Source organism: Paracoccus sp. SCN 68-21 (assembly GCF_001724535.1).
Classification (GTDB): Bacteria; Pseudomonadota; Alphaproteobacteria; order Rhodobacterales; family Rhodobacteraceae; genus Paracoccus; species Paracoccus hibiscisoli.
The window spans coordinates 43,933-57,079 of the sequence record NZ_MEES01000005.1 but is presented as its reverse complement, the minus strand read 5'-3'; the positions used below and the strand labels follow the sequence as shown (position 1 = coordinate 57,079).

Sequence of the window (13,147 nt, the reverse complement as noted above, 5' to 3'; positions counted from 1 at the left end):
CCATGCCCGTCACCTATGCACGCCAGGGCCGCATCGGCCTGATCACCATCGACAACCCGCCGGTGAACGCCACCGGCCAGGCCGTGCGCGCCGGGCTGATGGAGGCCGCCCGCGCCTTTGCCGCCGACGATCAGGCGCAGGCCGCCGTTATCCTCTGCGCAGGCCGCACCTGGGTGGCGGGGGCCGATATCTCGGAATTCGGGCGTCCGCCGCAGCAGCCCTTCCTGCCCGACGTGATCACAGCCATCGAGGCGCTGGAGAAACCCGTCGTCGCCGCCATCCACGGCACCGCCCTGGGCGGCGGGCTGGAGCTGGCCCTGGGATGCCACGCCCGCATCAGCGCTCCCTCCGCCCGCATGGGCCTGCCCGAGGTGACCCTGGGCCTGCTGCCCGGCGCGGGCGGCACGCAGCGCCTGCCGCGCCTGACCGGACTGGCCCCGGCGCTGGACATCATCACCAGCGCCCGCCAGATCCCCGCCGCGCAGGCGCTGGAGCTGGGGCTGATCGACGCGCTGGCCACGGGCGACCTGAACGCCGACGCCATCGCCCTGGCCGAAACCCTGGCGGGCCAGCCGCCGCGCCGCACCGGCGATCTGCCCGCGCCCGACGCGGACCCCGCCGCCACCGATGCGCTCAAGGCCACGCTGGCGCGCAAGCTGCCCGGCCAGATCGCCCAGACCATCGCCGTCGATGTGGTGACCGAAGGGTTGGCGCTGCCCTTTGACCAAGGCATGGCGGTCGAACGCGCGGGCTTTCTGGCGTTGATGGACAGCCCGCAGCGCGCCGCCCTGATCCACGCATTCTTCTCTGAACGCGCGGTCGGCCACCTGCCGCAGCTGCGCCAGGCCCAGGCTGCGCCGCTGGACGGCGTGGGCATCGTCGGCGGCGGGCTGATGGGCGCGGGCATCGCCACCGCCTGCCTGCTGGCCGGGCTGGACGTCACGCTGATCGAACGCGACGATGCCGCCGCGAGCAAGGCCCGCGGCACCGTGTCGGGCCTGCTGGACGGAGCCGTCGCGCGCGGCAAGCTGGCCGCCGACCGGCGCGACACGATCCTGTCGGGGGCCTTCCGCACCGACACCGACTACGCCGCCCTGTCCCAGGCCGATCTGCTGATCGAGGCGGTGTTCGAATCCATGGACGTCAAGCATCAGGTCTTTGCCGAACTGGACCGGGTCGCGAAACCGGGCGCGGTGCTGGCGACCAACACCTCCTATCTGGACGTGAACGCCATCGCCGATGCGACCGCGCGGCCGGGCGACGTGCTGGGGCTGCATTTCTTCTCTCCGGCGCATGTGATGCGCCTGCTGGAGGTCGTCGTGGCCGACCGTACCAGCCCTCGCGCCGTGGCCACCGGATTCGCGCTGGCGAAACGTCTGGGCAAGATCGCGGTGCGGGCGGGCGTCTGCGACGGCTTCATCGGCAACCGCATCCTGTCGCATTACCGCGCGGCGGTGGATGCGATGGTGCTGGACGGGGCCGATCCGATCGCCGTGGACCGCGCGCTGACCGATTTCGGTTTCGCAATGGGCCCCTATGCGGTGACCGATCTGGCCGGGCTGGACATCGGTTACATGACCCGCCAGCGCAAGGCCGCCGACCGCCATCCGCGCGACCGCGTGCCGGTCTTTGCCGACCGCCTGTACGAACAGGGCCATCTGGGCCGCAAATCGGGGCGCGGCTATTACGATTACGCCGCCAAGCCTCCGGTGCCGAACCCCGACCTGCCCGCGCTGCTGGCGGCCGTGCGCGCCGATCTGGGCCTGACGCCCCGCGATTTCACGGATGCCGAGATCGTGGCCCGCACCATGGCCGCCCTGGTGAACGAGGCCGCCCGCGTGGTGGCTGACGGCACCGCCGCCCGGCCGCTGGATGTCGATGTGGTGATGCTGAACGGCTATGGCTTTCCGCGCTGGCGCGGCGGGCCGATGCATTGGGCCGACGCCCATGGCCTGGACCGCATCCTGGCCGACATCCGCCACTTTGCCGAAATGGATGACCATTTCTGGCGGCCTGCGCCGCTGCTGGTCGATCTGGTGGCCACGGGCCGCCGGTTTGCCGACCTGAACAAGGAACCGCAGTCATGAAACACCCCGTCATCGTGTCCACCGCCCGCACCGCTATCGGTCGCGCGAAACGCGGCGCCTTCAACCAGACCCACGGGGCCGTGCTGGCCGGGGCCACCACCCGCGCCGTGGTCGAGCGTGCGGGCATCGACCCCGCCCTGATCGAGGACAGCATCTGGGGCTGCGGTTACCCCGAGGCCGCGACGGGCGGCAACATCGCCCGCCAGGCGGTGATCCGCGCGGGCCTGCCCGACAGCGTGGCGGGGACCACGGTCAACCGGTTCTGCGCATCGGGCCTGCAGGCGCTGGCGATGGGCGCGCAGATGGTCGCGCATGAGGGCGCCCGCGCCGTGCTGGTCGGCGGGGTGGAGAGCATCTCGATGGTCCAGCCGCCCGTGCGCCATTCGCGGGAAGGATGGATCGAGGCGAACCGCCCCGACCTCTACATGACCATGATCGAGACCGCCGATATCGTCGCCTCCCGCTATGGCGTCACGCGTGAGGCGCAGGACGCCTATGCCGTCGAATCGCAGGCCCGCACCGCCGCCGCCCAGGCCGCCGGGGTCTTCGACGACGAGATCATTCCGATCTCCGTCACCATGTCCGTCACCGACAAGGCGACCGGCGAAACCCGCGACCGCGACGTGACCATCGCCGCCGACGAGGGCAACCGCCCCGGCACCACGCTGGAGGCGCTGGCGAAACTGGAGCCGGTGCGCGGAGCAGACCTGTTCGTGACCGCGGGCAACGCGTCCCAGCTGTCCGATGGCGCTGCGGCGCTGCTGGTCATGGAGGCCGATCTGGCGGCATCGCTGAACCTGGAGCCGCTTGGCGCCTTCCGTGGCTTTGCCGTCGCAGGCTGCGCGCCGGATGAGATGGGCATCGGCCCGGTCTTTGCCGTGCCGCGCCTGCTGGAGCGCCACGGGCTGTCGGTGCACGATATCGACCTGTGGGAGCTGAACGAGGCATTCGCCAGCCAGTGTCTGTATTGCCGCGACACGCTTGGCATCGATCCGGCGAAATACAACGTCAACGGCGGCGCGATCTCGATCGGGCACCCCTTCGGCATGACGGGCGCGCGCACCGCGGGCCATCTGCTGCGCGAAGGTCGCAGGCGGGGTGCCAAATGGGGCGTCGTCACCATGTGTGTGGGGGGCGGCCAAGGTGCCGCCGGACTTCTGGAGATCTTCTGATGGACATGAGCTTTACCGCCGACGAGATCGCGTTCCGCGACGATATCCGCGCCTTTCTCAAGACCGAGCTGGACCCGGCGCTGGCGCGCAAGGTGCGCCTGCATCACGACCTGACCAAGGCCGAGATGGAGGGCTGGCACGCCAAGCTGCAATCGCGCGGCTGGCTGGCCGGGAACTGGCCCACCGAATTCGGCGGCGCAGGCTGGACCGCGATCCAGCGCCACATCTTCGAGGAGGAGTCGGCCCGGGCGCACGCGCCGCGCATCGTGCCCTTTGGCATCGCCATGCTGGGGCCTGTCCTGCAGAAATTCGGGTCGAAGGAACAGCAGGACTATTGGCTGCCGCGCATCCTGAACGGTGACGACTGGTGGTGCCAGGGCTATTCCGAACCCGGCGCCGGGTCCGATCTGGCGGGCCTGCGCTGCGAGGCAAAACGCGATGGCGACCACTATGTCGTCAACGGGCAAAAGACCTGGACCACATTGGGTCAGCACGCCAACATGATCTTTTGTCTGGTGCGCACCAATGCCACCGGCAAGAAACAGGAAGGCATCAGCTTCCTGCTGATCGACATGACCACGCCGGGCGTGACCGTGCGGCCCATCGTGCTGCTGGACGGCACGGCCGAGGTGAACGAGGTCTGGTTCGACAATGTCCGCGTCCCTGCGACCAATCTCGTCGGCACGGAAAATGATGGCTGGACCTATGCCAAATACCTGCTGACGCATGAGCGCACGAACATCGCGGGCGTGGGCTTTGCCACCGCTGCGTTGGACAACCTCAAGCGCGTGGCCAAGGCGCAGCGCCATCGCGGCCAGCCCCTGTCCGACGATCCGCTGTTCGCCGCTGAGATGGCGGGCGTCGAGATCGAGCTGATGGCCATGTCCACCACCAACCTGCGCATGCTGTCCGCCGCGGCCCAGGGTCAGGCCCCCGGCATCGAGAGCAGCATGCTCAAGATCAAGGGCACCCAGATCCGCCAGCGCCTGGATGCCCTGACGCGCCGCGCCTATGGCGGCCAGGCGATGGCCCTGACGCTGGAGGGCAACGAAGGCCCGGACGGCGCGGACGGCGCGCTGGCCGCCTCCGCCACCTGGCTGAACAACCGCAAGCTGTCGATCTATGGCGGCTCGAACGAGATCCAGCGCAGCATCATCTCTGGCGCGCTGGCGAAAGGATAAGCCCATGAACTTTCAGCTTTCCGACGATCTGCGCATGCTGCAGGACAGCCTGCGCGGCGTGCTGGGCCGCCATGCGGGCGACGACCTGATGCCGGCCCTGACCGAACTGGGCGTGCCCCAGGCCCTGCTGACCGAGGCCGAGGGCGGGTTCGACGGATCGGGCGCCGCCGTGGCGCTGGTCTTTGAGGAACTGGGCCGTGCCGGGGCGTCCCTGCCGCTGATCGGCGCGATGATCGCCGCCGCTGCCCTGTCCGCCGCCGGTCGGCCCGCGGATGAGGGCGCGGCGCTGGCCTTTGCCGATGCCGAGCCGGGCACCCGCTATGATCGCGGCGTGGCGATTGCCGCCGATGGCGACCGCCTGACCGGGCGCAAGACGATGGTGGCGGGAGCCGAGGCAGCCAGCACCATCGTCGTCACCACCGCCGATGCGCTGTGGGCTGTGGCCTCGGACGCTGTGGGCCTGACCATCCGGCCCTATCCGCTGCTGGACGATCAGCGCGGCGCGGACCTGATTCTGGAGGCCACGCCCGCCACCCGCCTTGGCGCGCTGTCCGATTTCGACGGCGCGCTGGCGCGGGGCGTGCTGGCCCATGCGGCCTATGCCTTGGGCGGCATCACCGCGGCGGTCGACCTGACGCTGGACTATCTGAAACAGCGCAAGCAGTTCGGCCAGCCGCTGATCGCGTTCCAGGCGCTGGCCCATCGCGCCGCCGATCTGGCGGTCGAGGTCGAACAGGCGCGCTCTGCCGTGACCAACCTGGCGGCGCATCTGGACGCGGAACCGGCGCTGCGCGACCGCCACCTGCAGGCCTGCAAGGTTACCGTGGGCCGCACCGCCCGCCTGGTCGCCGAGGAATCGGTCCAGCTGCATGGCGGCATCGGCATGACCGAGGAATATGCCCTGGGCGGCATGATCCGCCGCCTGCTGGCCGCCGACACCGCGATGGGCGACGCGGATTTCCACCTGGAGCGGTTCGCGCGCGGCGAGCCCGCCTTCGCATGACCCTGATCCACGGGGAAACCGGCACCCAGTCCCTGATCGGCTATGTCCTGGATGTGGGCTGCCGGGCGGGGGCGGTCTGCTGGCTGGATCTGGACGACCGCCACCTGAACCGGCAGGGCATCCTGCATGGCGGGCTGGCCGCGACCCTTCTGGATAGCGCGATGGGCGCCACTGGCAGCCTGACGGTCGATGCCACGGGCCGTCACCCCTTCACCACGCTGGCGCTGACCGTGAACTATCTGGCGCCGGGCCATCCGGGGCGCGTCATCGCCACCGGCCGCGTCACCGGCGGCGGGCGCGCCACCCTGTTCATCGAGGGCGCCTTGCGGCATGAGGACGGCACGCTGATCGCCACCGCGACCGGCGTCTTCCGCAAGACAAGGGCCGCCCCATGACCGACCTTACCAACCCGCATTGCGAAATCAGCGACCTGGGCGACCGCCTGGTGGTCGAGAACCGCAACGCTGCCCGCCGCAATGCGCTGACACCCGATTTCTACAAGGGCCTGCATCACGCGCTGGAGCTGGCCACCGACAACCCCCGCATCGGCGCCGTGCTGATCATGGGCGAGGGCGATTTCTTCTGCGCGGGCGGCGATCTGACCATGCTGATCAAGGCCCAGCAGATGCCCGAGGATCAGCGCCGCGCCCGCATCGACGCGCTGAACGACCTGATCCGCGCGGTCGTGGCCTGCCCCCGCCCGGTCATCGCCGTGGTCGAGGGCGGTGCCGCCGGCGCGGGCCTGTCGCTGGCTTTGGCCTGCGACATGATCGTGTCGGCCCGCGATGCGCGCTTTACGGCGGCCTATGTGAATGCCGGGCTGGTGCCGGATGGCGGGCTGACGGCGGCGCTGACCGCCTGCCTGCCGCCGCAGATGGCCGCGTCCATGGCCCTGACCGGCCAGCCCGTGGGTGCCGAACGGCTGCATGCCCTGGGCCTGATCCATGAGCTGACCGACCCCGGAGAGGCGATCATGGCTGCGATGGCCCTGGCCGACCACCTGGCCGCAGGCCCCGCCGAGGCACAGGCCGCGATCAAGCATCTGCTGACCGGCGCCCGCGCCGCCCTCCTGGAGGCACAGCTGACCGCCGAACGCGACGCGATGGCCACGGCGCTGGCCTCGCGCGAGGCGGCCGAGGGCATCACCGCCTTTCTGGCCAAGCGCCCCCCCGATTTCCGCCGCCTACGCGAGGACTCATGACCCGGATCCACCAGCTGTTCGACGCCGCCCGCGCGGCCCATCCCGACCGTCCCGCCCTGACCGACGGGTCGGGACGCAGCCTGACCTATGCCGCGCTGGACGATCTGGTCCGCCGCGCGCAGGGGGACCTGGCGGCGATGGGCCTGCGTCCCGGCGACCGGCTGCTGGTGGTGGCCGAGAACGCGGCCCCCGTGCCGGTTCTGCTGCTGGCGGCCAGCCGCATGGACGCGGTGCTGGTCCCGGTGAACGCCCGCATGACCGCGCCCGAGCTGGCCAAGATCACCGCCCATACCGAACCGCGCCTGACGATCTTTCTGTCCGATGTCAGCGACCCGGCCCGCCTGCACGCGGGCGATGCGCCGACCATCACCCTGGCTGGCGCCGCGCTGCAGGTCGCGGGCCCCTTCGATGTCGCGCCCGAACAGGTCGCGCCGCAGGACGCGATGACGGCGGTGATCCTCTATACCACCGGCACCACGGGCACGCCCAAGGGGGTGATGCTGACCCATGGCAACCTGATCTTTGGCGGCGAAAGCTCGGCCCGGTTGCGGGGGATGCAGGCAGATGACGTGATCTGGGGCGTCCTGCCGCTGACGCATGTGTTCGGACTGACCTCGATGCTGGCCGCGGGGCTGGCCACGGGCGCGCATATCCGGCTGGAGCCGCGCTTTTCCGCCGCACAGACGCTGGCCGCGTTGCAATCGGACGTGACCGTCCTGCCCGCCGTCCCGCAGATGCACGCCGCCATCATGGCCGAGGCGCGCGGCCAGGGCCTGGACCGCCTGGCCCGACCCCTGCGCTATGTCAGCAGCGGCGCGGCGCCCCTGGACCCCGACTGGAAGCGCCGGGCCGAGGCCTTTTACGGCATCGCGCTGCAGAACGGCTATGGCATGACCGAGACCACGGCGGGCGTCACCGTCACGAACAACGCCATCGGCGATCCCGACCCCTCGGCCGGTCACCCGCTGCCCGGCGTGGACATCGCGCTGGATGAGACGGTCGGCCGCGAACCCGGCACCGGAGAGGTCCTGACCCGCGGCCCGCATATCATGCGCGGCTATTTCCGCAATGACGCGGCCACGGCGCAGGTGCTGCGCGACGGCTGGATGCGCACCGGCGATCTGGGCCGCATCGACGCGCAGGGGCGCCTGCACATCGTCGGCCGCTGCAAGGAGCTGATCATCCGCGGCGGCTTCAACGTCTATCCCCCCGAGGTCGAGGCCGCGCTGAACGACCACCCCGCCGTCCTGCAGACTGCCGTGATCGGATGCCCGCGGGCGGGCGGTGACGAGGATATCCTGGCCTTCTGCCAGCTGGTCGCGCCGGATGCGGTGACCGCGCAGGCGCTGGCGCAGCATGCCGCCGAACGGCTGTCGGCCTATAAACGGCCCACGCGGATCATACTGACCGGCCCGCTGCCTGCCGCGGCGACGGGCAAGGTGCTGAAACACCGCCTGACCCAGCATTTCGCCGATCTGTTGAAGGACCCGGCCGGCTGACGGCCTATTCGCCCAGCACCAGGCGGTGCATCGGGGGATAGAACTGCCGGGTGAAGGACACTGGCAGCCCGCCAAGCGTGTTCACCCGCTCGATCACCATGACCGGGGTGCCGGGGGTGACGCCCAGATTGACCGCGCAGGACCCCGTCGCCCCCTCGGCCATGATCGAGAACCGGCTCTGCGTGACAGGCAGGGTGCGGGCCAGCCATTCCTGCGGCGGCTCGTCGTGGAAATCCCGCAGGTCGGGCAGGTCCAGGGCCTGCGGGTTCAGCCAGATCGCCTCGCAGCAATGCGGACGGTCATCGGCCAGATAGCGCGACTTGATCAGCACCAGCATCTGCGCGCCATCCACCTGCAGCGTGCGCATCGCCGCCGCACTGGGCAGGCAGCTGACCCAATCCGTCATCTGATAGCCATAGCGCGCGCCCAGGGCCTCGACCTCGTCCCGGATCACCGGCAGCGACAGCACCGTGCGCCGCGATGGGGTGGCCGACACCCGCGTGCCGACCTTGCGGCGGCGCTGGATGATGCCGCTGTCGGCCAGCTCGCGCAGCGCGCGGTTCACGGTGGCGCGGGCGCAGCCCATCTCGACCGACAGGGCCTGTTCGGTGGGGATCAGGGCGCCGGGCGCCCATTCGCCCGACCGGATGCGCGCCAGCACATCGGCGCGGATCTCCTGCCAGGTGTTCAGCCGTCGCCGTCCCTCATCTGCTCCGGAGGAGCGGAAGGACACGACGGGGACCGGTGAAATATTATCCATCTTGACGGACTTCTTACGGGAACTATTTCCGTCTTAATAAATGATGTGCGCATAAAAGATAGCTATCCTAACGGCTAGGGCGTCAAAAAACCGCTCGCTCCGGCGCTGGAGGGGCCGGTGCGCGACCCCGCGGGGTGCTTTTCTTTTATGGGATCTCTGGTAAGTGCATGCTGTGCAATACTCAAGGCGGTATCCGATGCGTCCCCAGATTTTCCCCGCGGCGTCCGTGGCACCGGCGGCAGGTGCGGCCCGGCTGACCTCCTGGGGCGTGCTGATGGCGATCAGCCTGTGCCACATGGTCAACGATGTGATGCAGTCGATGCTGGCCGCGATCTATCCGCTGCTGCAGGTCGAATTCTCGCTGTCCTATACCCAGATCGGGGTGATGACGCTGGCCTTTCAGGTTACCGCGTCGCTCTTGCAGCCGCTGATCGGCATGGCGACCGACCGCCATCCCCAGCCCCGCTCTCTGCCCTTCGGGATGATGTCCACGCTGACCGGCGTGCTGATGCTGGGGCTGGCGGACAGCTATGGCTGGCTCTTAGCGGGGGCGATGCTGATCGGGATCGGTTCGGCGGTGTTTCATCCCGAAAGCTCGCGCGTGGCGCGGCTGGCCTCGGGGGGGCGGTTCGGCACGGCGCAGTCGCTGTTCCAGCTGGGCGGCAATGGCGGGCAGGCGATGGGGCCGCTGCTGGCGGCCTTCATCGTGGTGCCCCTGGGGCGTCCGGCGGTGGCTTGGTTCGCGGTGGCCGCCGCCCTGGGCGTGGCGATCCTGTGGCGCGTGGGCAGCTGGGCCGAGGATCGCCGCCGCGCCTCGGCCGCCAGCCCCGACCGGACCCTGCGCCTGCCGCGCGCGGTGGTGATCCGCGCCATCGCGGTGCTGGCGGTGCTGGTCTTCACCAAGAACATCTATACCGCCTCGATCAGCAGCTATTTCACCTTCTTCACCATCGACAAGTTCGGCCTGTCCACCCAGGGCGCGCAGATCATGCTGTTCCTGTTCCTGCTGGGCATGGCCGCGGGGGTGATGCTGGGCGGCGTGATCGGCGACCGGGTCGGGCCGCTGACGGTCATCTGGGTGTCGATCCTGGGCGTGCTGCCGCTGACGCTGGCGCTGCCGCATGTGGGGCTGGTGGCGACGGGCGTGCTGGCGGTGGCCATCGGGGTGATCCTGGCCTCGGCCTTTCCCGCCATCGTGGTCTTTGCGCAGGAGCTGGTGCCGGGGCGCACCGGCATGATCGCGGGGCTGTTCTTCGGCTTTTCCTTCGGCATGGGCGGCATCTCGGCGGCGGCGCTTGGGGTGCTGGCCGATGCGCAGGGGATCCGGTCGGTGTTCCTGCTCTGCTCGGTGCTGCCGGTGCTGGGGCTGCTGACGATCCTGCTGCCGCGCCGGGCGCTTGCGTGACGGCAGGCCCGCTGATCCATATCGGCCCCGACAGCCCCGCCGACGACGCGCTGGCGGCGCTGTTTCGCGCCAATGGCCACGCCGTCGCCTGTCACGAGGGCGGGCGCCTGGCCGCCGACATCCTCTATGCGATGGGGCATGGCACCCGCCCCCTGCGCGACTGGCCCGATGCGCGGCTGGTCACGGGCCTCTATCGCCACAAACCCCACTGGCGCCCCCCGCTGGAGGCCTGGCGCTGCGCCGCCTTCCTGCGCGACCGCCTGCCGGATGCGCGCTTTCTGCTGACCGTGTCGCCGCCCGATGCCTGGGCGCTGTGGCGCGCGGCTACGCCTGCGCGGGCCGCGGGCGGGCACCCCGCGGCCGCCCTGCCGCCCCACTGGCAGGCCGATCTGGAGGAGCACCTGGCCGCGATGCGGGTGCTGTTCGCAGACGATCCGCGCCTGATCACGCTGGACCTGTCCGCCACCACCCCCGCCGATCTGGCCGCCCGGCTGGCGCCCGACCTGGCCCTGCCGGTCCTGCCGCGCAGGCGCTGGCCGCTGCCCGACCCGATGGCGGGGCTGGGCGCGCTGGCCGATCTGCCCGACACCCTGACCGCGCCCGAGGATTGGGCCGCCGATGTCGCGCGCTTTTGCCTGGCGGGGCTGGACCCCCATGCGGCGGGCGGCCCGGACGGCCTGTCGGGCTTTGCCTGCCACTGGGACGGCACGCTGGCCGGGCGGGGCGCGGTGACCGACGCCAAGGGTGCGCCGCGCCAGATGACCCTGGTGACGCCCCCCGGCGGCCGCCCCATGGCTCTGACCCGCGAGGGCCGCCCCTTCAAGCTGATCCGGGCCGAGGGCGTCATCAACGACATCCTGTCCCTGGACCGCCGCGACCCGGTCTGGATCGACATGGAGGACAGCCGCTGGTTCGGCAGCCCCCAGGGCGACGCGTTGGACCGCCCGGTCCTGTGCCACAACCGCCGCGCGGGCGCCGTGAACGCGGTCCTGTGGCCGCTGCCCGACCAGCACGCGGTGGGCCTGCCGGGCTTCGACCCGGCGGCGCCGCCCGACGACATCCCGTGGGAGGAGAAACAGGACCGCCTGGTCTGGCGCGGCATGATATCCGGCTCCGAGATGCGCGAGGGCGTCAAGCCCGGCCCCGCCAGCCATGTCTGGCTGGCCCGCCTGGCCGAGGCCGCCACCCCCGCCGACCGCAACGCCGCATGGGCCGGTCTGTGCCGCACCAACCGCATGGCCTTCCTGCGCGCGCATCAGGACGACCCCGACATCGACGCAGGCCTCGTGCTGGCCCATGCCTTCCGCCATTTCGCCGATGACCCGCTGATCGCGCCCTATTGCCGCCCGCGCATGGGGTCGCGCGACTTCCGCGCCTATCGCTATCAGCTGTGCATGACCGGCTATGACCACGGCTCGAACTTCATCGCGGGGCTGGACCAGAACGGCGTTCTGCTGGCCGAGGAGGACGGCTGGCAGGTGTTCTATTCCGGCCGCTTCCGGCCTTGGGTCCATTACATCCCCGTCGCCCGCCACCTGACCGACCTGCCGGGCAAGCTGGCCTGGGCCCGCGCCCATCCGGCCGAATGCCAAGCGATGTCGCAGGCCGCCCGCCGTGAGGCCGCCCATCTGCGCGACCCCGCCGCGCGCAGGGCGCTGCACCGGCTGATCCTCGACGGGCTGGCGGCGCTGCGCTAAAAGGCGGGCCATGACCCAGATCCGCATCGAACCCCTGACCGCCGCAGCCTTCGCCCCCTTCGGCCAGGTGCTGACCCCCCGCGCCACGCCCGACCGCATGATCAATGCGGGCCGCTGCGAGCGTCACCACGCCCTGGCCACCGTCGAACGCGGCGGTGGAGAGGCGATCATCAGCATCTTCCGCAGCGACCCCGTCAGCCTGCCCTATGACTGCACCCTGCTGGAGCGGCACCCCCTGGGCTCGCAGGCCTTCATGCCCCTGGGCGCCGACCCCTGGCTGTCCGTCGTGGCCCCGGACCGGGACGGACAGCCCGGCCCCCTGCGCGCCTTTCTGGTGCCCGCCGGGACCGGCGTGAACCTGAACGCGAATGTCTGGCACGGCGTCCTGACGCCCCTGGACCGCGCCGCCGATTTCCTGGTCGTGGACCGCGAGGGCACCGGCACCAACCTGCAGGAAATCACCATCCCCGCCGTGCGGATCACCGCCTGATGCCCGATTACGCGCTGGAACAGGCCGCCTTGGATGGTGGCGCGCGCCTGATCGCCGGCGTGGACGAGGTCGGCCGCGGCCCGCTGGCCGGACCCGTGACGGCGGCGGCGGTGATCCTGGACCCCACGGCCATCCCCCCCGGCCTGAACGACAGCAAGGCCCTGACCGCCGCCCGGCGCGAGGCGCTGGCCGCGCAGATCATGGCGACCTGCGACTGGTCCGTCGCCCATGTCGACCCGCCCGAGATCGACGTCCTGAACATCCTGCGCGCCAGCCATGTCGCCATGTGCCGCGCGCTGGCGGGTCTGCGCCAGACGCCCTGCCATGTGCTGATCGACGGCAACATGCTGCCCCGCGACCTGACCCTGCCCGCCCAGGCCGTGGTCAAGGGCGATGCGCGCTGCCTGTCGATCGCGGCGGCTTCCATCGTGGCCAAGGTGTTGCGCGACCGCATCATGGTGGATTTGGCGCAACAGCACCCCGGATATGGCTGGGATGTGAATGCCGGTTACCCCACGCCCGCGCATAAACGCGCGCTGCTAGATCTGGGGATAACCCCACATCATAGGCGGTCCTTCAAGCCCGTCCACAATATCTTGTGTAAAGCTGAAACCGTAACACTCTGATTCGAAAAAGAAATTGACGCCGAATC

General features: G+C 70.4%; 12 protein-coding genes. 11 read left to right on the top strand and 1 reads right to left on the bottom strand.

The annotated features are described in order from the left end of the window. Positions 1-2 precede the first annotated feature (2 nt). Genes ABS73_RS02615 through ABS73_RS02585 form a run of 7 tightly spaced genes read left to right on the top strand, consistent with a single transcriptional unit; the run spans position 3 to position 8,143 of the window. On the top strand, positions 3-2,087 hold the full coding sequence (locus tag ABS73_RS02615) for an FAD-dependent oxidoreductase (RefSeq protein ID WP_277020117.1): 2,085 nt from the start codon (positions 3-5) through the stop codon (positions 2,085-2,087). Next, the gene (locus ABS73_RS02610; RefSeq protein WP_277020119.1) at positions 2,084-3,259 is read left to right on the top strand and encodes an acetyl-CoA C-acyltransferase; all 1,176 of its coding nucleotides are present in this window, start codon (positions 2,084-2,086) and stop codon (positions 3,257-3,259) included. The genes ABS73_RS02615 and ABS73_RS02610 overlap by 4 nt, the downstream gene beginning before the upstream one ends. Then, on the top strand, positions 3,259-4,440 hold the full coding sequence (locus ABS73_RS02605; protein WP_277020120.1) for an acyl-CoA dehydrogenase family protein: 1,182 nt from the start codon (positions 3,259-3,261) through the stop codon (positions 4,438-4,440). The genes ABS73_RS02610 and ABS73_RS02605 overlap by 1 nt, the downstream gene beginning before the upstream one ends. Before the next feature lie 4 nt (positions 4,441-4,444). Beyond that, positions 4,445-5,443 carry an acyl-CoA dehydrogenase family protein gene (locus ABS73_RS02600; RefSeq protein WP_277020122.1) on the top strand — a complete coding sequence of 333 codons (999 nt, stop codon included), beginning with the start codon at positions 4,445-4,447 and terminating at the stop codon, positions 5,441-5,443. Beyond that, complete coding sequence (locus ABS73_RS02595) at positions 5,440-5,838, top strand: PaaI family thioesterase (RefSeq protein ID WP_277020124.1); 399 nt, start codon at positions 5,440-5,442, stop codon at positions 5,836-5,838. Before ABS73_RS02600 ends, ABS73_RS02595 begins: the two co-directional genes overlap by 4 nt. Then, positions 5,835-6,644 carry an oxepin-CoA hydrolase, alternative type gene (locus tag ABS73_RS02590; RefSeq protein ID WP_136854763.1) on the top strand — a complete coding sequence of 270 codons (810 nt, stop codon included), beginning with the start codon at positions 5,835-5,837 and terminating at the stop codon, positions 6,642-6,644. The genes ABS73_RS02595 and ABS73_RS02590 overlap by 4 nt, the downstream gene beginning before the upstream one ends. After that, entirely contained in the window at positions 6,641-8,143 is a 1,503-nt protein-coding gene (locus ABS73_RS02585; protein ID WP_277020126.1) for a class I adenylate-forming enzyme family protein, read from the top strand. The genes ABS73_RS02590 and ABS73_RS02585 overlap by 4 nt, the downstream gene beginning before the upstream one ends. Positions 8,144-8,147: 4 nt before the next feature. Here ABS73_RS02585 and ABS73_RS02580 read toward each other — a convergent pair whose 3' ends face one another. Then, positions 8,148-8,903 (bottom strand): GntR family transcriptional regulator, encoded by a 756-nt coding sequence (locus ABS73_RS02580; protein ID WP_277020127.1) that lies wholly within the window; start codon positions 8,901-8,903, stop codon positions 8,148-8,150. Positions 8,904-9,099: 196 nt separating this feature from the next. Between ABS73_RS02580 and ABS73_RS02575 the strand changes: the two genes are divergently transcribed. From ABS73_RS02575 to rnhB, 4 genes are read left to right on the top strand one after another with little or no spacing between them, the layout of a single operon-like run. Further along, positions 9,100-10,308 (top strand): MFS transporter, encoded by a 1,209-nt coding sequence (locus tag ABS73_RS02575; RefSeq protein WP_277020129.1) that lies wholly within the window; start codon positions 9,100-9,102, stop codon positions 10,306-10,308. Then, positions 10,305-12,005 carry a glycosyl transferase family 90 gene (locus tag ABS73_RS02570; protein ID WP_277020131.1) on the top strand — a complete coding sequence of 567 codons (1,701 nt, stop codon included), beginning with the start codon at positions 10,305-10,307 and terminating at the stop codon, positions 12,003-12,005. The genes ABS73_RS02575 and ABS73_RS02570 overlap by 4 nt, the downstream gene beginning before the upstream one ends. A 10-nt stretch (positions 12,006-12,015) precedes the next feature. Continuing rightward, on the top strand, positions 12,016-12,495 hold the full coding sequence (locus ABS73_RS02565) for an ureidoglycolate lyase (protein WP_277020132.1): 480 nt from the start codon (positions 12,016-12,018) through the stop codon (positions 12,493-12,495). Continuing rightward, on the top strand, positions 12,495-13,121 hold the full coding sequence (gene rnhB, locus ABS73_RS02560) for a ribonuclease HII (RefSeq protein ID WP_277020134.1): 627 nt from the start codon (positions 12,495-12,497) through the stop codon (positions 13,119-13,121). Before ABS73_RS02565 ends, rnhB begins: the two co-directional genes overlap by 1 nt. Positions 13,122-13,147 lie beyond the last annotated feature (26 nt).